The 23,887-nt window shown below is 69.7% G+C and carries 11 protein-coding genes (1 of these 11 running past the window's edge); 7 read left to right on the top strand and 4 right to left on the bottom strand.

Annotation, left to right across the window (positions count from 1 at the left end):
* On the top strand, window positions 1–951 hold the full coding sequence (locus FG99_RS24745; RefSeq protein ID WP_070877927.1) for a hypothetical protein: 951 nt from the start codon (window positions 1–3) through the stop codon (window positions 949–951).
* Window positions 944–1,939, top strand: a complete 996-nt coding sequence (locus FG99_RS32960) for a hypothetical protein (RefSeq protein WP_256204903.1) — start codon at window positions 944–946, stop codon at window positions 1,937–1,939. Before FG99_RS24745 ends, FG99_RS32960 begins: the two co-directional genes overlap by 8 nt.
* 54 nt (window positions 1,940–1,993) lie before the next feature.
* On the opposite strand, the gene FG99_RS24735 is transcribed toward FG99_RS32960, so the two are convergent.
* Complete coding sequence (locus tag FG99_RS24735) at window positions 1,994–3,622, bottom strand: pyoverdine maturation tyrosinase PvdP (RefSeq protein WP_043272778.1); 1,629 nt, start codon at window positions 3,620–3,622, stop codon at window positions 1,994–1,996.
* A 172-nt stretch (window positions 3,623–3,794) separates the two neighbouring features.
* Here FG99_RS24735 and pvdM point away from each other — a divergent pair, with 172 nt between their 5' ends.
* The 5 genes from pvdM (at window position 3,795) to FG99_RS24710 (ending at window position 11,760) form a co-directional block, all read left to right on the top strand.
* Window positions 3,795–5,141, top strand: coding sequence for a pyoverdine-tailoring dipeptidase-like protein PvdM (gene pvdM / locus FG99_RS24730; protein ID WP_043272777.1), 1,347 nt, complete (start codon window positions 3,795–3,797; stop codon window positions 5,139–5,141).
* A gap of 19 nt (window positions 5,142–5,160) precedes the next feature.
* Window positions 5,161–6,441, top strand: a complete 1,281-nt coding sequence (pvdN, locus tag FG99_RS24725) for a pyoverdine-tailoring periplasmic protein PvdN (protein WP_043272775.1) — start codon at window positions 5,161–5,163, stop codon at window positions 6,439–6,441.
* A gap of 27 nt (window positions 6,442–6,468) precedes the next feature.
* Entirely contained in the window at window positions 6,469–7,323 is an 855-nt protein-coding gene (locus FG99_RS24720; protein ID WP_043272774.1) for a dihydropyoverdine dehydrogenase, read from the top strand.
* Between the two features lie 116 nt (window positions 7,324–7,439).
* On the top strand, window positions 7,440–9,095 hold the full coding sequence (locus FG99_RS24715) for a cyclic peptide export ABC transporter (protein ID WP_043272773.1): 1,656 nt from the start codon (window positions 7,440–7,442) through the stop codon (window positions 9,093–9,095).
* 208 nt (window positions 9,096–9,303) lie between these two features.
* The gene (locus FG99_RS24710; protein WP_081884723.1) at window positions 9,304–11,760 is read left to right on the top strand and encodes a TonB-dependent siderophore receptor; all 2,457 of its coding nucleotides are present in this window, start codon (window positions 9,304–9,306) and stop codon (window positions 11,758–11,760) included.
* A gap of 405 nt (window positions 11,761–12,165) precedes the next feature.
* Here FG99_RS24710 and FG99_RS24705 read toward each other — a convergent pair whose 3' ends face one another.
* The 3 genes from FG99_RS24705 to FG99_RS24695 all read right to left on the bottom strand — a co-directional run.
* Window positions 12,166–13,128 carry an alpha/beta hydrolase gene (locus FG99_RS24705; RefSeq protein ID WP_043272771.1) on the bottom strand — a complete coding sequence of 321 codons (963 nt, stop codon included), beginning with the start codon at window positions 13,126–13,128 and terminating at the stop codon, window positions 12,166–12,168.
* Window positions 13,129–13,194: 66 nt separating this feature from the next.
* The gene (locus FG99_RS24700) at window positions 13,195–21,801 is read right to left on the bottom strand and encodes a non-ribosomal peptide synthetase (protein ID WP_043272770.1); all 8,607 of its coding nucleotides are present in this window, start codon (window positions 21,799–21,801) and stop codon (window positions 13,195–13,197) included.
* Window positions 21,801–23,887, bottom strand: partial view of a non-ribosomal peptide synthetase gene (locus FG99_RS24695; RefSeq protein WP_051879223.1) — the 3' end only. Its footprint extends 16,525 nt past the window's final position; 2,087 of the gene's 18,612 nt are visible here — the last part of the coding sequence; its start codon lies off the right edge, out of view — the gene reads right to left on this strand; its stop codon occupies window positions 21,801–21,803. Before FG99_RS24695 ends, FG99_RS24700 begins: the two co-directional genes overlap by 1 nt.

Here is a 23,887-nt window from a genome sequence, read left to right as displayed (position 1 = left end):
ATGACCGAACTCTACTCGCATCCACTCAAACCCCGCTTGCGCGGAGCATCCGACAGTTGCCTGCTACATGCCGACCAGCCAACCGGTGCGTCCCTGATGAGCCTGCCGGATGTGGAGGAACATACAGAAAGCTATATCGCCATCAAACATGGGGATAGCTCGTTCAAAGGCATTCCAACCGGAGCACTGGGAGGTCTAGGTAGTATCTTCGGGCTGGTAACAGCTTGGGCTGCCTATTTGGATCGAGACTGGGAGTGGGTCACCTACTGTCTACTGGTAGGTTTGATATCCTTTATCGGCCCTTTCCTCTGGGAAGTTTTACGCCCCCTCCCCCTTCCTCTGGTTATCAACCGCCGAACCCGTGAGCTGTATTACGAGCAGGACGGCAAGCTGTACCACACCCCCTGGGATGGCATTACGGCGGCGGCCTACGAGTTCGCCACCGTGGGTCTCTACTATGGCCGGATGCGCCATGCTGCGCTTGAAGTCCTGATGCATCGCTATGACCACCCGCAGGAACGGGTCATCGTTCCCCTGGGTCTGCCCATCGGCAAGCGCCTGTCGATGCAGCAAGGCTTCTGGGAATACCTGCGGGCCTTCATGGACAACGGTCCCTGGTTCGATGCGCGGGGCCGACATAGCGAGTTGCCTGAGTTCAACCTCAGCCTGGTCATCAACAAGAGAAGAACTTCCCTCAGCCTGGACTGGATGCTGCTGAAAGAAGAATACAAGGCCAACAATGGAAAGAATTTCCTGAGTGCGACCCGCTTCCTACTGCTGCTCTCCGGCCCGCTGATGTTTCCCATAGAGATAATCCAGTATTTCACTTACGACGTCGCCAAGTGCCGCTCCCACCGCCAATGGCCAGAACTGGTCCGCGAACGCCTGCGCCCCGATGGTCCCACCACCCGGCTGATCGATCTGGAGCGGGAGCAAGGGCCAAATGTCTGAGGGATTCCCCGACAAACCCAACTCGGGCCAGTCCATGACCGAACCCCGTCCACACCCCTTCGAACCTCGCTTGCGCGGTGCATCCGACAGTTGCCTGTTGCATGCCGACCAGCCTACCGGCGTTCCCCTGATGAGCCTGCCGGATGTGGAGGAACATACGGAAAGCTATATCGCCATCAAACATGGAGACAGTTCATTTCGAGGCATCCCGACGGGAGCATTAGGCGGAATTCTAAGTATTTTATCTTGTGGAATGGCTTTAGTTAGATTTTCCCAAGGAAACACTATGGATGGATTAGAGTTATTGCTAATTGCAGTTGTTATTTTCCTTATTCCCTTTCTCTGGGAAGTTTTACGCCCCCTCCCCCTCCCCCTGGTTATCAACCGCCGAACCCGTGAGCTGTATTACGAGCAGGACGGCAAGCTGTATCACTCCCCCTGGGATGGCATTACGGCGGCAGCCTACGAGTTCGCCACCGTGGGCCCTAACTATGGCCGGATGCGCCATGCTGCGCTGGAAGTGCTGATGCACCGCTACGGCCACCCACAGGAGCGAGTCATCGTTCCCGTGGGCCTACCCATCGGCAAGCGCCTGTCGATGCAGCAAGGCTTCTGGGAATACCTGCGGGCCTTCATGGACAACGGGCCCTGGTTCGATGAACAGGGACGACACAGCGAGTCGGATGCGTTGATACGAAGCCTGACTGACACGAACTCATCCGGTCAGCTCATAGGCGCCTTTTGGGCAGTGCTCGTCGAAAAATACAAGGCCAACAAGGGGCGTAACTATCTCGAATACAGCGATGTTGTAGGCATAGTGGGCGGCGCTTTTTTTGCGCCCATGTTCGCCATCCAGAAGTTTACCTACAACATCGCCAAGCGCCGCTCCCGCCGCCAATGGCCAGAACTGATCCGCGAACGCCTGCGCCCCGACGGCCCCAGCACCCGGCTGATCGATCTGGAGCGGGAACAGGGGCTGGACGTCTGAGCCACCCACCTGGCAACGACACTCCCCTTGCGTGCCAGCGACTCGCCGCCCGGCTCAGCGCTCCGCCAGCTTCAGGTTGCGTGCATACCACGGCCGCCGCGGCGCGCGCTTTAGCCAGCCCTTGCGCTCGTCGTCTTCGGTGAGGATGACGCGCAGCGCCAGTTTCATGGTCTCCACGTCCAGGGCCAGGTCGCTGCTGCTCGCCTGCAGGTCGGAGAGGCCGCAGCCGTGGGTGGATGGGCCCAGCCAGGGGTCGTCGATCTCCACCCAGCGGCCGCGGGCGAACCAGGGCATGCCCAGCACCTCGGCGCGGCGCACCTCGCCCGGGTGGAAGCGCTCGTGGGCGCGGAACCAGTCCTCGATGCGGTCGTCGATCCAGCCGTGGAAGCACCAGAACACCGGGTTCACGTGGGACGAGAAGGGGTCGCCGAGGAAGTCGTTCTCGCGCAGGAACCAGCGCGGCGCGAAGTCGGCGTAGTTGCGGTCGGTCATCAGCGGCGCGCCGTTGGACGGGTCGCGCGTCACGCTGGCCCAGCGCATGTGCAGCCAGTCGTGCAGGCCCAGTTCCAGCTCCGAGCCGAACTGGCCCAGGGTGAGCTTCGCTAGGTAGGCCGGGTCCTGGTACTGCGACTCCCAGACCTGGAAATTGCCGTGGTAGGCGTCGGCGCTCTTCAGGCCGCGCAGCCACTGGCTGTATTCGTCATCGTCCACCGCCACCCAGGCCGGCGGCACCGAGCAGCCGTCGGCGTTCTCGAAGTAGCGGATGAAGCCGGCGCGGTCGTATTCCAACGGCACCGCCGGCGGCGGCAGGCGCTGCCAGGACGGCAGGTCCTGCAGCGAACGGGCCTTGGCCAGCATGCGGCGGTGCATGAAGAGGAAGTCGATGCCCGAGGCGTTGCGGTCCTTGTGCCGGCCGCGCGCGTCGCGTTCGGCATCCAGCGGCCCGGGCTGCCAGCCCACGCCGCGCAGGGCGTTGCGCTGGGCCTCGTCGAGGTGGTGCCACTTGTCCCGCGAGGCATGCCAGAGCTGGTGGAACAGGCGGTGCTGCGGCGACACCAGCCAGGCCAACAGCGCCTCGTTGAGCGGCAGGCGCTCGCGGGCCAGGGGAAAGGGCTGCTTTTTGGCGACGAAGCGGCAGTCCTGCTGCGGCAGGGACAAGTCTCGGTCCAGACGCTGGAGGCGGCCGCTGAGGGTGCCGTCGCCGGCATTCGCGAAGTTGTCCCACACCTCGTCGAACACGGCGCTGCATTCGTGGCTGGGCGCGCTGCCTTCGCCCAGCAGGCGCCAGCGGATGTTCGCCGAGCTGGCGCCGACCAGGTCGCCGAGCACCCGGTAGCGCGGCGGTTCCGTGCCGCGCAGGCGCTCCGGGGTGTCCAGCCAGCCGATCAGCCCGCGCCCGCGTGGGCCGCAGTCGAGGACCAGTTGCAGGCCTTCGGCGGGCAGGCCCGGCAGGCCGAGCCCAGGGTCAAGCAGGCGCAGATCCCAGATGCCGCGCAGGCGGTCGGCCAGGCGCAGCTCGGCACCGGCGCTGGTTTCCAGGCTGGCTTCGCCGGGCGTCTCCGGCTCCCGCGCGTCCAGCTCGCGGCGCTGCAGTTCGCGGTAGCCGAAGTAAGCCGCCGTCGGCAACGCCGCCGCCCCCGTCACCGCCAGGGCCGCCATGAAACCGCGTCGAGAAACCGTCATCGTCCGTCCTGTGTCCGTCGCCAAGCAGGCTGTACCGAGGCTAGAACGGTCGGCCCGGCGGCAAATTTAGCGGCGCGCCGGCGCTAAATTTCCGCCCGCACGCCTCGTCCTCCCCCACAGGCGATGCCCTGCCCCGGGCTGCCATCCGACTCCAACGCTGACTGGGACGGCAATGACTAGCACCCGCACGAAAAAGATCCTCTGGCTCACCCTGCCCCTGCTCGTACTGGCCCTCGTGGCGGGCGCCGCGGCCTGGCTGCTGCTGGCCCGCGCCCAGCCCTACCCGCGCGAGGTGATGGCCCACGCCGAGGCGCTGCACGAGCGCATCCTGTCCTTCGACAGCCGGGTGACCGTGCCCCTGGACTTCGGCACCGAGGGCCACGAGGCCGACCGCGACGGCCCCTCGCAGCTGGACCTGGTCAAGGCCGGGCGTGGCCGCCTGTCCGGCGCGGCCCTGGCGATCTTCGGCTGGCCGGAGATGTGGAGCGGCCCGGACGCCCCGCACAAGCCCACGCCGGGCTTCGTCGACGAGGCGCGGCACCAGCAGGAAATCCGCTACAGGATTCTCACCGGCATGGTCCGCGACTTCCCCGAGCGGGTGGGCATCGCCTACACGCCGGAGGATTTCCGCCGCCTGGCCATGGAAGGCAAGTTCGCCATCGTCATGAGCATGCTCAACGCCTACCCGCTGGGCGACGACCTGTCCCAGCTGGACCTGTGGGCCGCCCGTGGCGTGCGCATGTTCGGCTTCAACTACGTGGGCAACAACAGTTGGTCCGATTCCTCCCGCCCCCTGCCCTTCTTCAACGATTCGCCCGACGCCTTGGGCGGCCTCTCGCCCCTGGGTAAGCAGGCGGTGCAACGGCTCAATGACCTGGGGGTGATCATCGACGTCTCGCAGATGTCGACCAAGGCCCTGGAGCAGGTCGCCGCCCTCAGCCGCGCGCCCATCGTCGCCTCGCACTCGGCGCCGCGCGCGCTGGTGGACATCCGCCGCAACCTCAGCGACCACGAGATGCAGCTGATCAAGGACAGCGGCGGGGTCATCCAGGTGGTCGGCTTCCCGGCCTACCTGCGCCCGCTGAGCAAGCCCACCCTGGAGAAGCTCGACGCCCTGCGCGCACGCTTCGACCTGCCGCCGCTGGCCGGCCTGGACTACGCCCTGATGCCCGGCGACCCGGTGATCGCCATCTGGCCGGAGAAGAAGTTCGGCGAATACGCCAGCAGCCTCTACGGCATCCTCGACGAGGAGCCCAAGGCCGGCCTGGCGGACTTCGTCAACGCCATCGACTACACGGTGAAGAAGGTCGGCATCGACCACGTCGGCATCAGCTCCGACTTCAACGACGGCGGCGGCCTGGACGGCTGGAAGGACGAGAGCGAAATCCGCAACGTCACCGCCGAACTGATCACCCGCGGCTACTCCGACGCCGACATCGCCAAGCTCTGGGGCGGCAACTTCCTGCGCGTATGGGGCGAGGTGCAGAAGCGCGCCAAGCCACCCGTCGCCACCCGCTGAACCGCGCCAAGGACACTCCATGAACGACCGCCGTACCTTCCTCAAGCAGGCCGGGCTGCTCGCCGCCGGCCTGCCCCTGCTGCAGACCTCCGACCTGGCCCTGGCCGCCGCCGCGCCGGCCGGCGCGGACAAGTGGCAGGCCCTGCGCCGGCAATTCGACCTCGACCCGGACTACCTGCACTTCGCCAACTTCCTATTGGCCTCGCACCCACGCCCGGTGCAACAGGCCATAGACGCGCTGCGCGCGCGCTTCAACGCCAACCCCGGCGAGGCGGTGGACTGGGACCGCGAGGAAGTCTGGAAATACGAGGACCAGGCGCGCGCCTGGGCCGGCCGCTACTTCGGCGTCAAGCCGGCCCAGGTGGCCCTCACCGGCAGCACCACCGACGGCCTCGCCGCCATCTACGGCGGCCTGCTGGTGGCGCCGGGCAAGGAAATCCTCACATCCAGCCACGAGCACTATTCCACCTACACCACCCTGGAATACCGCCACAAGCGCATGGGCACACAGGTGCGCGAGTTCCCCCTGTTCAAGGACCCGCACCGGGCCTCGGCCGACGAAATCCTCGCCAGCATCCGCCGCAACATCCGCCCCGAGACACGGGTGCTGGGCATGACCTGGGTGCAGTCGGGCAGCGGCGTGAAACTGCCGGTGCGCGAGATCGGCCAACTGGTGGCCGAGGCCAACCGCAACCGCGACGCCGCCGAGCGGATCATCTACGTGGTCGACGGCGTGCACGGCTTCGGCGTGGAGGACGCGAACTTCGCCGACTTCGGCTGCGACTACTTCATCGCCGGCACCCACAAGTGGCTGTTCGGCCCGCGCGGCACCGGCGTCATCATCGCCCGCGAGGAGCAGCTGCAGGACCACCTGGTGCCGAGCATCCCCACCTTCACCCGCGCCGAAAGCTTCGGCACCCTGATGACCCCCGGCGGCTACCACGCCTTCGAACACCGCCTGGCATTGGGCAAGGCCTTCGAGCTGCACCTGCAGCTGGGCAAGGCCGACGTCCAGGCGCGCATCCACCAGCTCAACGGCTACCTCAAGCAGCGCCTGGCCGAGCACGCGAAAGTGCGCCTGGTCACGCCGACCAGCCCGGAACTGTCCTCCGGCTTCACCTTCTTCCGCGTCGACGGCCGCGACTGCGACGCCGTGGCCCGGCACCTGATGGCGCACAAGGTGATCAGCGACGCCGTGGACCGCGACGTCGGCCCGGTGGTGCGCCTGGCGCCCAGCCTGCTCAACGACGAGGCGCAGATCGACCGGGTGCTGGACATCCTCGCCCCGCAGCTCGCCTGACCCGCTTCCCACTTCACGAGAACCGCCATGCACGCATTACCGCCCCTGGCCCTGGCCACCCTGCTCCTGGCCGCCCCGGCCGCTTTCGCCGCCGAGGCGCACAAGCCGGGCGCCGTGTTCAAGGACTGCAAGGACTGCCCCGAGATGGTGGTGCTGCCCGCCGGCAGCTTCACCATGGGCACCCCGGACGACGAGACGGGCCGCCAGCCGGACGAAGGCCCATTGCACACCGTGACCTTCGCCCGGCCCTTCGCCATCAGCCGCTACCAGGTCACCGCCGCCGAGCTGGACGCCTACCTGAAGGCCACAGGCGTGCGCCTGGCCAACGGCGACACCCGCCCCGGCCGCGAATGCATCGCCGGCAAGCCGCGCTACAAGCAGGGCCCGCGCCAGCCGGCGGTGTGCGTCGACTACGAGGACGTGAAGGGCTACGCGGCCTGGCTGTCGAAGAAGACCGGCCAGCATTACCGGATGATCAGCGAAGCCGAACGCGAATATGCCGCCCGCGCCGGCAGCGCCGGGCCCTTCCCGTTCCCCTTCGACGAGGGCAAGGAGTACAGCATCGCCAAGCACGCCAACACCTACGGCGCCGCCGACGGCTACAACTTCACCTCGCCGGCGGGCAGCTTCCCGCCCAACGCCTTCGGCGTGTACGACATGCACGGCAACGTCTACGAATGGGTCGCCGACTGCTGGCACGACAACTACGACGGCGCCCCCAGCGACGGCAGCGCCTGGATCGACAGCGACTGCAAGCTGGTGCAGATCCGCGGCAACGACTGGGGCGAGGCGCCGATCTTCTCCCGCTCGGGCAACCGCAACAACGCCTACAAGAGCGACCGCGGCGACTGGATAGGTTTCCGCGTCGCCCGCGAACTCTGAGCGCGGCCTCGGCGGCCGACCGGCTAATTTTCCCGCGCCCGCGCTCGTTACCGGGGTGGGCGCCACTTCAACCTTCGCATCCCGTGCGTCGCGCCCCGACGCGCCGAGGTAACCCCATGTCCGCAACGCAGCGCAGCGCCACCCGGGAACTCCTGGGTATCCTCAAGCCCTTCTGGGCGACCCTCGCCCTGTCCATCGCCCTGGGCGTGGTCGGCGGCATCAGCATCACCGCCCTGCTCACCGCCATCAATCGCGTGCTGAACGCCAAAGGCGGCATGACCCAGGGCATGATGTTCGCCTTCGCCGCCATCTGCGCCCTGGCCCTGCTCAGCTCGATCCTGTCGAACGTCGGCACCAACTACGTCGGCCAGAAGGTGATCGCGCGGCTGCGCAAGGACCTCGGCGGCCGGGTGCTCTCGGCGCCCATCGAGCAACTCGAACGCTACCGCAGCCACCGCCTGATCCCGGTGCTCACCCACGACATCGACACCGTCAGCGACCTGGCCTTCGGCCTGCCACAGCTGATCATCTCGCTGACCGTCACCCTCGGGTGCCTTGGCTACCTGGCGACCCTGTCCCTGCCGATGTTCCTCGTCGCCGCCGGCGCCGTGGTCCTCGGCACCATCGCCCAGTACATCGCCCGCGGCCGCGGCCTGGCCGGCTTCGAACAGGCGCGAGAACAGGAAGACCTGCTGCAGAAGCACTACCGGGGCATGGCCGAAGGCGCCAAGGAACTGCGCATCCACCGCCCGCGCCGGCAACGCCTGCACCGCCACCAGCTGGGCGAGACCGCCGACAACATCTGCCGCCTGCAGGTACGCTCGGTGAACATCTTCCTCGCCGCCAGCACCTTCGGCTCGCTGCTGTTCTTCGTGGTGATAGGCGCCACCCTCGCCGTGCAGACCTGGTGGCCGACCAGCGATCGCAGCGTGCTCAGCGGCTTCATCATGACCCTGCTGTTCATGAAGGGCCCGCTGGAAAGCGTGCTCGGCCTGCTGCCGCTGCTCGGCCGCAACCGCATCGCCCTGCGCCGCATCGCCGAGCTCAATGAGCGCTTCTCCAACCCCGAGCCCTACCTGCTGCTGGAGGGCGACGCGCGGGAGCCGGCCATGGAGCCCCTGCGCACCCTGGAGCTGCGCGACGTGCGCTACGCCTACCCGGCGGTGGGCGACGCCCCGCCCTTCGTCATGGGTCCGCTGAACCTGAAGATCGAGGCCGGCGAGATGCTCTTCGTCGTCGGCGAGAACGGCGGCGGCAAGACCACCCTGATCAAGCTGCTGCTGGGCCTGTACACGCCCCACAGCGGCGAGGTGCTGGTCAACGGCAAGGTCGTCGAGGCCAGCAGCCGCGACGATTACCGGCAACTGTTCACCACCATTTTCGCCGACTTCTTCCTTTTCGAGGAGCTGATGGACGGGCAGCGCGACATACCCGCCGAAGCCGCGCGCTACCTGGAGCGCCTGGAGATCGCACACAAGGTCGGGGTGGCCGACGGCGCCTTCACCACCACCGACCTCTCCACCGGCCAGCGCAAGCGCCTGGCCCTGGTGCATGCCTGGCTGGACCAGCGGCCGATCCTGGTGTTCGACGAATGGGCCGCCGACCAGGACCCAACCTTCCGCCGCATCTTCTACACCGAGCTGCTGCCCGACCTGAAGCGCCAGGGCCGGACACTCATCGTCATCTCCCACGACGACCGCTATTTCGACGTTGCCGACCAGTTGGTGCGCATGGAGCAGGGGCAACTGGTCAGCGAGCGGGCCCTGGCCTGAGGGCCGGGCCACAGCCCTCCCCGGCCGGATGCCTCGGGCGCCAAGGCGGCGCCCGAGGCATCCGATGGCAGAGCGCCACTTTTTTCTAAATTCCGCTGCGCCTGGTTCGTTATCAGGGCGAATGCCGTCAGAGCAACTGCATCTTCATAAAAATAATGCTTCTCATCAGCATATAGATTCTGCATCTACCATAAGGAGTCCGTCCCCCATGTCCCGCCCCCGCATCAGCCGAAGCCGGCTGGCCAAGGCCATCCACCCCGTTGCCCCCCAGCGCCGGCTGTTGCCCGGCGCCCTGCTCGCCGCCCTGCTGAGCGCCGGCGTGGCCCACGCCGAGCCGGTGAAGCTGGACATTCCCGCCCAGTCGCTGGCCAGCGCCCTGCGCGAGTTCGGCAAGCAGGCCGGCCTGGAAGTCCTCTACAGCCCGGACGTGGTCAAGGGCGTGAAGTCCAGGGGAGTCAGCGGCTCGCTGGAGCCCGAGGAGGCTCTGGACACGCTGCTGCAGGGCAGTGGCATCTCCTATCACCGCGAAGGCAACACCATCACCCTCAGCGCGGTCACCTCCGACCTGCTGCAGATGGGCGCGGTGACCATCGAGGGCCGAGGGCTGGGCGCCACCACCGACGGCACCGGCTCCTATACCACCGGCCTGGTGTCGAGCATCACCAAGCTGCCGCTGACGCCGCGGGAAACCCCGCAGACGGTCACCGTGATGAGCCGCCAGCAGATGGACGACTTCGGCCTCAACAGCATCGACGACGTCATGAAGCACACCCCGGGCGTCACCGTGCAGAAGCTCGACAGCGAGCGTAGCGCCTACTGGGCGCGCGGCTCGCAGATCACCAACTTCCAGTACGACGGCATCCCCTCCTACCTGGATACCGCCTACGCCGACGGCAAGACCCTCAGCGACATGGCCATCTACGACCGCATCGAGGTGATCAAGGGCGCCACCGGCCTGCTCACCGGCAGCGGCCAGCCCGGCGCGGCCCTGAACCTGATCCGCAAGCGCCCGACCCGCAGCTTCGCCGGCCACGTGTCGCTGGGCGCCGGCTCCTGGGACAACTACCGCGGCGAGCTGGACGTCGGCGGCCCGCTGACCGACGAAGGCAACATCCGCGGACGCTTCGTCACGGCCTACCAGGACAAGAACTCCTACATGGACCGTTACGAGCAGAAGAACTCCACCTACTACGGCATCCTCGAAGCCGACCTGACGCCGAGCACCCTGTTCAGCATCGGCATGGACTACCAGGACACCACCCCCACCGCCTCCAACTGGGCCGGGGTGCCGCTGTTCTACTCCGACGGTTCCAAGACCGACTTCTCGCGATCCTTCAACCCCGGCGCCAACTGGAGCTCCTGGGAACAGTACAACCGCACGGTCTTCGCCACCCTCGAGCACACGCTGGAGAACAACTGGACGCTCAAGCTGCACCTGAACCACCAGGAAAGCGGCTACCACGCCCCGCTGGGCTCCGCCGGCGGCGGCTACCCGGACCCGGTCACCGGCGAAGGCGGCATCCTCTTCCACGGCAAGTACACCGGCGACACCCGCCGCGACTCGGTGGACATGTATGCCTCCGGCCCCTTCGAACTGTTCGGCCGCGAGCACGAGGCGGTGTTCGGCTACAACGCCTCGCGCTCGGTGACCAAGGGCAACGGCTACTGGGACTACCCCACCCCCTACGACTCCAGCATCCCCAACATCTTCACCTGGAACGGCAAGTTCCCCGAGCCGGACTGGGGCTCCAAGGCCAACCTGAAGAACTACTCGCAGCTGCACCAGTCTGGCTACTACGGCACCGTGCGCCTGAAGCCGACCGACGACCTGGCGCTGATCGCCGGCGCCCGCGTGGCCGACTACCACGACAGCGCCGAGCAGATCTCCGACAGCCAGTACGGCTACTACGTCACCCCGCAGAGCACCCGCAAGAGCGGCGTGGTGGTGCCCTATCTCGGCGCGGTGTACGACCTGAACGACAACTACTCGGTGTACGCCAGCTACACGGGCATCTTCCAGCCGCAGCAACTGCGCGACATCAACGACAAGCCGCTGGAGCCCGAAGAAGGCAAGAGCTACGAGCTGGGCGTGAAGGGCGAGTTCTACGACGGCCTGCTCAACGCCAGCTTCGCGGTGTTCGAGTCGCAGCAGGACAACCTCGCAGTCGAGACCAGCGACGTCACCCCTTCCGGCGGCATCGCCTACGAAAGCGTCGACGGCACCAAGACCCGCGGCTTCGAGGCGGAGGTTTCCGGCGAGCTCCTGCCGGGCTGGCAGCTGCAGGCCGGCTACACCCACGCGGTCAGCCGCGACAAGGACGGCCACCGCATCCGCACCCTCAACCCGGACCAGCTGTTCCGCCTGTACACCACCTACCAGCTGCCGGGCGAGCTGAACCAGTTCACCGTCGGCGGCGGCGCCAGCTACCAGAGCAAGATCTGGACGAACGTCAGCGACCAGAACTACGAAACGGTGAAATACACCCAGGGCAGCTACTGGCTGGTGGACCTGATGACGCGCTACCAGGTCACCGACAACCTGTCGGCCACGCTCAACCTGAACAACGTGTTCGACAAGAAGTACTTCAGCAACCTCGGGTTCTACAACACCGGCTACTACGGCGAGCCGCGCAACCTGATGCTCACCACCCGCTGGGACTTCTGAGCGAACCGCAGGCCGTCGGCCTGAACGACAACGCCGTTTCCCTTCGCGGGGAAACGGCGTTTTCGTGTCTGCGCGACAGGTGATGATGGGTATCGCTTCGCTCAACCCATCCTACGCAGGATGACTCCGGACTCACCGCCTGTCCCTTCAGGGAGAGGGCTGGGCTGAGGGTTGCGGACTGTCTTGCCGGCTGCGCCGAGGCGCTTTCCGTAGGATGGGTTGAGCCTTGGCGAAACCCATGCGGCCACGGTGATGGGTATCGCTTCGCTCAACGCCATCCTACGGGTTGTGTTTGCCGGGGGGCGTAGGAGCGGACTCTGTCCGCGATTGGACTCGCCGCCCGCTCCGAGGGCACCCTCTCCCTCCGGGAGAGGGCTGGGGTGAGGGAAGCAACCGGCAAAACGCTCACCCCACCAGCCAACGATCCAGCCAGGCAGCCTGGCTGGCATGGATGGCGGCCACCTCTCCCACCAGCCCGTGCATGCGCATGAAGTCGTGGGTCAGGTCCGGGCGCAGGTCCAGGGTGAGGTCGTTGCCTGCTTCGCGCAGGCGCTCGGCCAGCGCCAGGCCTTCGTCGTACAGCGGGTCGTGGCCGGCCAGCGCCAGGTGGACCGGCGGCAGGCCGTCCAGGCTCGGCGCCAGCAGTGGCGAGAAGCGCCAGTCGAGGCGGTCCTGCGGGTTGCGCGCGTAGCTGTCGTAGAACCATTCCAGGGTCGCGCTCTCCAGCAGATAGCCGCTGGCGTAGCGCTGGTGCGAGGGGCGCTGGCGGCTGGCGTCGGCCACCGGGTAGGCCAGCAGCAGCGCGCGCGGTCGCAGCGCCGCGGTTTCGGGCGCGGCGGCGGCCTGCAAGGCCAGCACCAGGGCCAGGCTGGCACCCACGCTGTCGCCGCCGAAGGCCACCCGCGCGGGGTCCAGGCCCAGGGTCGCGCCCTGCTCGCGCAGCCAGACCAGGGCGTCCGCCACGTCCTCCAGCGCCGTGGGGAAGCGCCAGGCCGGCGCCAGGCGGTAATCCACCGCCAGCACCGCGCAGCGGCTCGCCAGTGCCAGACGCCGGCAGAGGGCGTCGTGGGAGTCCAGGCTGCCGACCACGTAGCCGCCGCCGTGCAGGTACAGCAGCACCGGCGCCGGGCGTGGCGCACCGCTGCGCCGGTAGAGACGGGCCGCGAGTTCCTGGCCGTCGCGGCTGGGGTAGTTCAGCCGCTCGACCTCCAGGCCGGCGGCGACGGGGCTGTCGAGCGACAGCGAGGCCGCCTCGAAATCGCGCCGCGCGCGTTCTGCGCCGAGGTCCTGGAAGGCCTGGCTCTTGCCGCTCAGGCGGCCCAGTTCGACCAGCTCGAGAAAGGCCTCGAGATCCGGATGTAGGGACATGCAATCACTCCGCAGGAAGACCGGCGCCAGCCAGGAGGTACCCTGGCCGGCGCGTTGGGGAAGGTTTCAGGCCAGCGCCGTGCGGCTCGCCAGCGCCTGGCGCAGGGCGGCGATGAAGCGCGGGTGGCGCGGCAGCTCGAAGTGGCCGGCGTCGATCGCCTCGTGCAGCGCCTGGCGCCCCGGCAGCAGCGGTATTTGGCGCTGCGCGGCCCACCAGCAGTGCGTGGCGACGCGGGTGGCCGGCAGCGACGGCAGCGCCAGGGACAACTGCTTCAGCCGCCAGGCGACGAGGAAGACTCGCGCCAGCTCGTCCGCCCCCAGGGCCGCGTAGGCGCTGTCGCCATTGGCGCGGGCCAGGGCCGCGGCCGTCCGCCGCGCCACCTCGGCGGCTTGCGGCGCGGCGCTCGGCGCTTCGTCCTCCGCCGCCCCCGGCGGCAGGCCCAGGACCACGCCGAGGAAGGCCTCGAGGTCGTCCTGCCAGCTGCCGTCGGCCACGCCCTCCTCGCCCGGCACGTAGCTGTCGAGCAGGCCGAGGAAGGCCACTTCCTGGCCCTGGCGCTCCAGCTCCGCGGCCACCAGCGTCGCCAGGGTGCCGCCCAGCGACCAACCGAACAGGTGGTACGGGCCCCGGGGCTGCTGCTGGCGGATGTACTGGGCGTAGTCGATGGCCATGCCCTCCAGCGAATCGTCCGTCCACTCGCCGCTCAGCAGCATGCGGCACTGCACCGCCTGCACCGGGTGGCTGCCCTCCAGCGCGCGGGCCAGGGGTTCGTAGTCGAACACGGTGCCGAAGCCCGCATGCAGGCAGAACAGAGTCGCCTCGGCGCCGGCGCCGTTGAGCGCTAGCAGCGGGTTCAAGTCCTGTTCCCCCGCCTCGCCGCAGAGGGCGCCGATGCTGGGTTTCTGCATCAGGTCGCGCAGGCGCAGCTCCAGGCCCAGCTCCGGCGCCTGGCGGACCCTGGCGATGACCTTGAGCGCCTGCAGCGAATCGCCGCCCAGCTCGAAGAAGTTGTCGTCCAGGCCCACCCGCTCGACGCCCAGGATTTCCGCCCAGATGGCCGCCAGGCGCCGCTCCCGGTCGTTGCGCGGGGCCAGGTAGGCGCGCTCGCTGGCCGCCTCCGGCGCCGGCAGGGCCTGGCGATCGAGCTTGCCGTTGGGCAGCAGCGGCAGGCGCTCCAGGCACAACAGGCGCGCCGGCAGCATGTACTCCGGCAGGCGCTGGCGCAGCGCCGCCAGCAGCCCGGCCTCGCTGCCCGCGGGGGCCACCGCGTAGCCCAGCAGTTGCCGGCCCTGCTCGCCGTCGCGGGCGATCACCGCGGCGTCGCGCACCGTCTCCAGGGCGCGCAGGGCGGCTTCGATCTCGCCCAGCTCGATGCGGAAGCCGCGGATCTTCACCTGGTGGTCGAGGCGGCCGAGGTAGTCGTGCAGGCCGTCGTCACGCTCGCGCACCAGGTCGCCGCTGCGGTACAGGCGCTCGCCGTTGCCGAAGGGGTCGGGAACGAAGCGCTCGGCGGTGAGGGCGGGACGGCCGAGGTAGCCGCGCGCCAGGTAAGCGCCGCCGAGATACAGCTCGCCGGCCACGCCGGCAGGCAGCGCGTTCAGGTCGCCATCCAGCAGGCGCAGGCGGCGCGGGCCCACGCCCCTGCCGATGGGGGCGTAGGCGGCGTCGCAATGGGCGTCGCCGTCGGCGCGCCAGAGCAGCGGCGTGACCACCGTCTCGGTCGGGCCATAGCCGTTCACCAGGCGCCGCGGTCGCAAGGCGCGCTTGGCCCGTTCGAAGCTGGCCTCGGCGACGGCGTCGCCGCCGAAGCAGTAGGTGCCCACCCGCGGCGCCCAGCCCTGGCGCTCGGCCTCCTCGGCCAGTTGCAGCAGGTAGGCCGGCGGGAAGCAGGCCACGTCCACCCGGTGTTCGCGCATGGCCTCCAGGGTCTGCGCGGGAGTCCACAGCTCCTCGTCGCGCAGCAGCAGGCTGCCGCCGTGGCCGAGCACGCTGAGCCAGCGTTCGTGGGCGCCGTCGAAGGCGAAGGAGAGGAAATGCAGTTCGCAGGTCCGCTCGTCCAGCTCGTACAGCGCGCCTATGGCGCGGCAGTGCCGGGCGATGGGGCCGTGGGCCACGGCCACGCCCTTGGGCGTGCCGGTGGAGCCGGAGGTGTAGATCAGGTAGGCCAGGTTGTCCTCGTGCAGCTGGACGGCCGGCGCCCGCGCCGGCAGCGCGTCGAGCTCCGCCTGCAACGCGTCCAGGTCGGCGCGGGCCAGCCCCTCGGGCAGGCCGAGCCGTTCGCCCAGGGCCTGGCGCGTCAGCAGCAGCGCCATGGCCGAGTCGCGTACCAGGAAGGCCAGGCGCTCGGCCGGGTAGCCGAGGTCCAGCGGCACGTAGGCCGCGCCGGCCTTGAGCACCGCCAGCAGGCCCACCAGCAGTTCGCAGGAGCGCTCCAGCGCCACCCCCACCCGCGCCTCGGGGCCGATGCCCTGGGCGCGCAACCAGTGCGCCAGTTGGCTGGAGCGGCGGTCCAGTTCGGCGTAGCTCATGCGCTGGCCGGCGCAGACCAGCGCGGTGGCCTGCGGCTGGCGCGCCGCCCAGTCGCCGATGCGCTGTGGCAGCAGCGCGGCCGGCGTCTCCTGCGGCAAGGCGCGGATGCCGGGCGGCGGCTCCAGGCCGAGGCAGCCCAGGGCGCGCCCGGCGTCCTCCAGCAGGGCCAGCAGCAGGTGCTCGAAATGCCGGCGGATGGCCAGAACGCCTGCGTCGGCGAACGACTGGCGCAGGTAGAGGAATTCGATGCTGAGGGTCTCGCCCAGGTGCACCGCCAGGTCCATGGGGAAGTGCGTGACGTCGCGCATGTTCGACTCGCCGAAGCGCAGCCCGCCGCCGGCGGCCTCCTGCAGGCGGCGGTCCAGCGGGTAGTTCTCGAACACCACCAGGCTGTCGAACAGCGGTTGCCCGCCCTGCCCGGCCCAGCGCTGGATGTCGTGCAAGGGCGCCTGCTCGTGCTCGCGGGCCTCGACGTTATAGTGCTGCAGTTGCCGCAGCCAGTCGCCCACCCGCTGCGTCGGCTCGATGCGTTGGATCACCGGCACCGTATTGATGAACAGCCCCAGCAGGTTCTCCGCGCCGGGCAGCGCCGCCGGGCGCCCGGCCACGGTGGCGCCGAAGGCCACGCTGGCCTGGCCGGTGTGGCGCTGCAGCAGCAACAGCCAGGCCGCCTGCACCAGGGTGTTGGCCGTCACCCGCTGGGCCTGGGCGAAGGCCTGCAGGCGGCGCGTGGTCGGCGCATCGAAGGTGGAGTAGATGGCCGCGTGGCCGCTGCGCCCGCCTTCGGGCCGCGGCGCCATGCCGGGCGCCAGGTAGCAGGGTTCGTCCAGCTGCGCCAGGCGTTCGCGCCAGAAGCGCTGCAGCTGCTCGCCATCGAGCCGCTGCAGCCAGCCGATGTAGTCGGCATAGCGCCCCCGCGGCGCCGGCAGCGTCTCGCCGGCATACAGCCCGAGCACCTCGCCGACCAGCTGCGAGCTGCTCCAGCCGTCCAGCAGGATGTGGTGGCTGGTCCAGATCAGTTGCCAGGCATCGTCCTCCAACCGCGCCAGGGTGATGCGCTGCAGCGGCGGCGCGGCGAAATCGAAGCCCTGGGCGCAGTCCTGCGCCGCCAGCTCGGCCACCTGCGCCGCAGCGTCCGCCGCGGCGCGGCAGTCCACCTCGCGGATCGGCACCGGCGCCTGGCGCAGCACGAACTGCAGGGGCTCGCCGAGCCCCGCCTGCCAGAGGAAACCGCTGCGCAGTATCGCGTGGCGCGCGCAGGCCTGCTGCCAGCAGGCAGCGAAGCGCGCCGGGTCGAGGCCGTCGACGCGGATGCTCAACTGGTTGACGTACAGCCCCGGCTCGCTGTCTTCGAGGCTGTGGAAGAGCATGCCCTTCTGCATCGGCGACAGCGGGTAGATGTCCTCCACCCGTGCCAGCTCCAGCGGCAGGGCGTCCAGCGCGGCCTGGTCGAGGCCGGCCAGGGGGAAGTCCTCCGGGCGCGCCTGGCCGCGGGCGCCCAGGCAATGCTCCAGCAGGGCGCGCAGTTCGTCCTCCAGGGACGCGGCCAGGCCCTCCACCACGCCGGCGTCGAACAGCGCGCTGCTGTAGGTCCAGTACAGGTGCAGCTCGCCGCCGTACACCTGGCCGTTGATCGCCAGCCAGTTGTCCAGCGGCGAACCTTCGGCGCGCTCGGCGCCGGGCGATTCGCCCGCCGGCTGCAGCGGGCCCTGGGCGGCGAGGCTGCGGTCGAGTTGGCCGAGGTAGTTGAAGGTGATGCGCGGCGCCGGCAGAGCGGCCAGCTCGGCCTGCGCGCGGGCATCGCCCAGGTAGCGCAGCGCGCCGAAGCCCAGGCCCTTGTCCGGCACTGCGCGCAATTGGTCGCGCACCGCGCGGATGGCCGCGCCGGGCTCGGCGGGCACGCTCAGACACAGCGGGAACAGGCTGGTGAACCAGCCGAGGCTGCGGGTCAGGTCGATGCCGTCGAACAGGTCCTCGCGGCCATGCCCTTCCAGCTGCACCAGCATGGACGGCTCGCCGCTCCAGCGCGTCACCACACGCGCCAGGGCGCACAGCAGCAGGTCGTTGACCTGGGTGCGGTAGGCGCCGGGAGCATCCTGCAGCAGTTGGCGGGTCGCCTCGGCGTCCAGCCGCGTACAGGCACTGGCGGCCAGGCGGCCGTCGAGGGCGTCTGGCGGAAGCTCGGCGGGCACGCCGGGCAGCCCCGCGGGGGCGCCATCGAGCTGGGCGCGCCAGTAGTCCAGTTGCTCGCGGGCGGCGCCGCTGGCATAGCCTTGCAGGGCGGCGTGCCAGTCCTGCAGGGAGCTGGTACGCGGCGGCAGCTGCGCCGGCTGGCCCTCCAGTTGCTGCTGGTAGAGCCCCTGCAGGTCTTCCAGCAGGATGCGCCAGGACACGCCATCCACCAGCAGGTGGTGGATGGCCAGCAACAGGCGCTGGCTGCCGTCGGCCATGTCCACCAGCAGCGCGCGCAGCAGCTGGCCGTCCAGGCGCAGGCTGGCCTGGGCCGCCGTGCACAGTGCTTCCAGCTCGGCGGCGTCGCGTGCCTGCCGGCGCCACAGCAGCGGGTCCTGTCGCTGCAACTGCCGTTGGCTTGCCGCGTCGCGGTAGACGCCATGCCACTGGGGATGCGCCACGAAGCCCAGGCGCAGGGCGTCGTGCTGTTCCACCAGGGCCGCCAGGGCGCGCTCCAGCGCCTGGCCGTCCAGCGCGGATTCGGCGCGCAGCAGCAGCGACTGGTTCCAGTGCGCGGCCACGGGCAGCGGCAGCTCGAAGAACCAGCGCTGGATCGGCAGCAGCGGCAGCTCGCCCTCGGCCACCGCCCGCGGTGCTGTTTCGGCGCCAGCCCGGGCGACCTCGGCCAGGGCGCGCACGCTCTGGTGCCTGAACAGGTCGCGGGGCGTGAAGTGCAGCCCGGCCTGGCGGGCGCGGCTGACCACCTGGATGGAAATGATGGAATCGCCGCCCAGTTCGAAGAAGTTGTCGTCCAGCCCCACCTGCTCCAGGCCCAGCACGTTGGCCCAGATCTGCGCCAGGCGCGCCTGCGCCTCGTTCTGCGGGGCCGCCCAGGCCTGGCGCAGCTCGCCGCCGCCCGTGCTGGGCAGGGCCTTGCGGTCGAGCTTGCCGTTGGTGGTCAACGGCAATACCGGCAACAGGTGCATCTGCGCCGGCACCATGTATTCCGGCAGGGTTTCCAGCAGGTGCGCCTTCAATGCCTGGCGCAGGGCCTGGCGGGCTTCTTCGGCGCCCTCCTGCACCAGGCTCGCATCCCGGGGGACCAGGTAGGCGGCCAGTTGCTTGCCGTGGGCCGCATCCAGCGCCAGCACCACCGCTTCGCGCAGCGCCGGGTGATCGAGCAGGCGCGCCTCGATCTCGCCCAGTTCGATGCGGAAGCCGCGGATCTTCACCTGGTGGTCGATCCGCCCGACGTAGTCGAGCACGCCATCGGCGCGGTAGCGCGCCAGGTCGCCGGAGCGGTACAGGCGGCTGCCGTCGCCGGCAAAGGGATTGGGCACGAAGCGCTCGGCGGTCAGCGCCGCGCGCTGGTGGTAGCCGCGCGCCAGGCCCGCATGGCCGACGTGCAGCTCGCCGATGCAGCCGCGCGGCACCGGGTTGAGGTCGGCGTCCAGCACGTAGCCGCCCAGGTCCGGGATCATCTCGCCGATCGGGCTGCTGGCGCCGCCTTCCAGGTCGGCCAGGCCGAGCGGGCGATAGGTGACGTGCACCGTGGTCTCGGTGATGCCGTACATGTTCACCAGTTGCGGGCGGCGCTCGCCGAAACGTTCGAACCAGGGCCGCAGGCTGGCGATCTCCAGCGCCTCGCCGCCGAACACCACGTAGCGCAGCGCCAGGTCGTCGCCGCCGGCGCAGGCCAGCGGCAGCAACTGGCGGAACGCCGACGGCGTCTGGTTGAGCACGCTGACGCGCTCGCGCCGCAGCAGGGCCAGGAACTCCTCGGGCGAACGGCTGACTTCGAAGGGCACCAGCACCAGGCGCCCGCCGTGCAGCAGCGCGCCGAAGATTTCCCAGACGGAGAAGTCGAAGGCGTAGGAGTGGAACATCGTCCAGACGTCGCCGGCGTCGAAGCCGAACCAGTCCCGGGTGGCGCTGAACAGGCGCAATACGTTGCGCTGGCTGAGCAACGCGCCCTTCGGCTTGCCGGTGGAGCCGGAGGTGTAGATGACGTAGGCCAGGTTGTCGGGCGTGGAACGTGGCGGCAGGTTGTCCGTGGAGTATTGCGCCAGGTTCGCTTCCAGCTCGTCCAGGCGCAGCAGGCGGACGCCGGCCGGCCAGGGCAGCGCCGCGGCCGCCGCGTCGCCGAGCACCAGGCCGATGCCGCTGTCCTGGGCGAGGTAGGCCAGGCGCTCTGCCGGGTAGTCCGGGTCCAGCGGCACGTAGGCGCCGCCGGCCTTGAGCGTGGCCAGCAGCGCCACCAGCATGTCCAGGGTGCGCGGCAGGGCGATGCCCACCCGCACTTCCGCGGTCACCCCCAGCGTCGCCAGGTGGCGCGCCAGCCGGTTGGCGCGGGCGTTCAGCTCGGCGTAGGTCAGCCGCGCATCGCCCAGGCTGGCCGCCACCGCGTCCGGGGTGCGCGCCGCCCAGCCGGCGACGATCGTCGCCAGGCCATCGGCGACCGGGTATTCGCGAAGGCCGCCGTTCCAGCGCTGCAAGGTGGCCTGGCGTTCCTCGGCGGCCAGCAGCGGCAGCTCGCCGATGCGTACCTGCGGGTCCGCGGCGGCCGCTTCCAGCAGGCGCTGCCAGTCGCCGGCCAGGCGTTCGATGGTCGCCTCGTCGAACAGCTCGCGGGGGTAGATCAGCGAGGCCACCAGGCCGCCGTCGGCGGTGCTCTCGGTATTCAGGGTGAGGTCGAACTGGGCGCTGACGTTCTCCCATTCGAGCATCTCCAGGCGCAGCCCGCCGGGAGCCGCGCCGGGCGCTGCGAGCGAGGTCGCGGCCTGCTGGTGGTTGAACATCACCTGGAACAGCGGGTTGCGCTCCAGGCTGCGCTCGGCCTGCAGCGCCTCCACCACCTGTTCGAACGGCAGGTCCTGGTGGGCCTGGGCGCCCACCACGCTGTCGCGCACCTGGGCCAGCAACTGGCGGAAGCCCAGCGAGCCCTGCACCTGGGCGCGCAGCACCAGGGTGTTGACGAAGAAGCCGAGCACGCCCTCGACTTCCACCCGGCTGCGGTTGGCCACCGGCACGCCGACGCGGATGTCCTCCTGGCCGCTGTAGCGGTAGAGCAGCGCCTGGAAGCTGGCCAGCAACAGGGCGAACAGCGTGGCGCCCTCGGCGCGCGCCAGGCGCTCCAGGGCCTGGACCAGCTCCGGCGGCAGTTGGAAGCCTAGGCGCCGCCCCTCGCCTTGCAACTCGCGGGGCCGCGGGCGGTCCAGCGGCAGCTCCAGTGCCTGGCCGGCCTCGCCCAGGCGTTCGCGCCAGTAGTCCAGTTGCCGCTGCCCTTCCCCCGCCTCCATCCAGCGGCGTTGCCAGGCCGCGTAGTCGGCGTAGCGGATCGGCGGCTCGGCCAGCTCCGGCAGCCTGCCGGCGGCGAAGGCGGCGTAGCTCTCCAGCAGTTCGTCCACCAGCAGGCGCATCGACCAGCCGTCGGAGACGATGTGATGCTGGGTGATGACCAGGACGTGCTCCTGCTCTTCCAGGCGCAGCAGGCGGGTGCGCAGCAGCGGCCCTTCCTGCAGGTCGAAGGGCCGCGCGGTCTCGTGTTCGACGGCGGCGCGCAGCTGCGCCTCGTCGGCCACCGCCTGCACGGCCAGGTCCACCGCGACGTCCTCGCGCAGCACCTGCCGGGGCCCCGCCTCGCCCATGCGGAACACGCTGCGCAGCACCGCGTGGCGCTGCAGCAACGCGGCGAACGCCGAGCGCAGCGCGGGCAGTTGCAGCGGCCCGTGCAGGCGCAGCGCCAGGGGCATGTTGTAGGCGCTGCCCTGCGGTTCCAGCTGCCAGAGGAACCACAGCCGCTGCTGCGCATAGGACAGCGGCTCGCCCTCCGCCACCGGCTCCCCCGGCGGTATCGGCAGTTGCTCGAAGCTCACCCCCTGCGCCTGCATCTTGTCCAGGAACTGCCGGCGCTGCTGCGGGCCCAGTCCGGCAAAGCGCTGGGCGATCCGCAAGGCGGTGGTCTTGTCCATCACACGTTCTCCAACTCGTCGAGGAAGGCTTCCAGTTCCCCCAGGTCGGCATCGGCCGCGGGGGACTGCAACGTGGCCACCTGGCGCGCGAACGCGTCGAGATCGGCGGCCTCGAACAGCCATTTCAGGGGAACCTTGCGACCTTGCTGCTGCAGCCGGGCGATCACCTGGGAGGCCAGCAGGGAGTGTCCGCCGAGGTCGAAGAAGTTGTCGTCCAGCCCTACTTCATCGACCTGCAGGACTTCCCGCCAGACCTCCGCCAGTTCCTGCTCCAGCGCGCTCTCGGGCGCCCTGTGGTTCCGGTGTGTCTGTTGAACGTTCGGCGCCGGCAGCGATTTACGCTCCAGCTTGCCGTTGGGCGACAGCGGCATGCGCTCCAGCAGGCAATAGTGCGCCGGCACCATGTACTCCGGCAGCGTCTCGCGCAGGGCCTGGCGCACTGCCTGGCGCGCGGCCTCGGCCTGCTGCGGGTCGTCCAGCCAGCGCCGCTCGTCCGGCACCAGGTAGGCCACCAGTTGCTTGCCGGTGCGCCCGTCCAGGGCCAGCACCACGGCCTCGGCGATGCCCGGCAGTTGCTGCAGGCGCGCCTCGATCTCGCCCAGTTCGATGCGCAGCCCGCGGATCTTCACCTGGTGGTCGATGCGCCCCTGGTAGTCGAGCACGCCGTCGGCGCCGCAGCGCACCAGGTCGCCGCTGCGGTACAGGCGCTCACCGTTGCCGCGCGGGTCGGGCACGAAGCGCTCGGCGGTCAGCGCCGGGCGGCGGTGGTAGCCGCGCGCCAGGCCGGTGCCGCCCAGATAGAGCTCGCCGGTCACCCCGCCGGGCGCCAGTTCCAGTTCGGCGTCGAGCACGTGGCAGCCGAGGTTGGCGATGGGCTGGCCGATCGGCACCGAGTGGCCGGCGCGCTCGCGGCAGGTCCAGTGGCTGACGTCGATGGCCGCCTCGGTGGGGCCATAGAGGTTGTACAGGGCCGCCGCCGGCAGCCTGGCGAACACCTGCTGCTGGGCTTCCAGCGGCAGCGCCTCGCCGCTGCAGATAATGCGCCGCAGGCTCTCGCACTGCCCGGCATGCGGATGCTGGAGGAAGGCCTGCAGCATGGAGGGCACGAAATGCAGCGTGCTGATGCCCTGCTCGCGGATGGTCTCGATCAGCTGCTGCGCATCGCGATGCTCGCCGGGCCGCGCCACCACCAGGCGCGCGCCGGTCATCAGCGGCCAGAAGAATTCCCACACAGAGACGTCGAAGCTGAACGGCGTCTTCTGCAGCACGCTGTCGCCCGCGCCCAGGCCGTAGGCCTCCTGCATCCAGGCCAGGCGGTTGTGCAGGGCCAGGTGGCGGTTGCCGGCGCCCTTGGGCCGGCCGGTGGAGCCGGAGGTGTAGATGACGTAGGCAAGGTTCTCGCCCTGGCAGAGGTTCTCCAGGTCCGAATCCTCCTGCGCCGCCAGCTCGTGCGCCAGGTGCTCCAGCGCCAGGGCCTCGACGCCGGCGACCGGCGGCAGCGACGGCAGCAGCCCGGCCTGGGTCAGCAGCAGGCCGATGCCGCTGTCCTCCAGCATGTAGGCCAGGCGCTCTGCCGGGTAGTCGGGGTCCAGCGGCACGTAGGCGCCGCCTGCCTTGAGAATCGCCAGCAGGCTGATGGGCATCTCCAGCGAGCGCTGCATGCACACGCCGACCAGCACTTCCGGCCCGACCCCGCGCTGGCGCAACAGGCGCGCCAGCTGGTTGGCCCGGCGGTTCGCCTGGGCATAGCTCAGGCGTTCGCCAGCGAAGTACAGCGCTTCCGCCTCGGGCGTGCGGCGCACCTGTTCCTCGATCAACTGGTGCACGCACAGCTGCAACGGGTAGTCGCGCCGCGGCCCCTGGCCCTCGGCCGCGCGCGCGGCGCGCTGTGCCTCGTCCAGCAGCGGCAGTTCGGCGACGCGTCGCTGCGGGTCCTCGGCCAGCGCCTGCAGCAGGCAGGTCCACTGGCGGGCCAGGCGCTCGATGCTCGACGCATCGAAGAGGTCGGTGGAGTACACCAGGGTGGCGGCGATTGCGCCCTGGTGCTCGGCGGTGTCGAGCAGCAGGTCGAACTGGGCGCCGGGCG

Origin of the sequence: Pseudomonas sp. AAC (assembly GCF_000725445.1) — a bacterium.
Classification (GTDB): Bacteria; Pseudomonadota; Gammaproteobacteria; order Pseudomonadales; family Pseudomonadaceae; genus Pseudomonas; species Pseudomonas citronellolis.
Note: the sequence above shows the minus strand (reverse complement) of the source record. Positions and strands in the feature narration are given on the sequence as shown.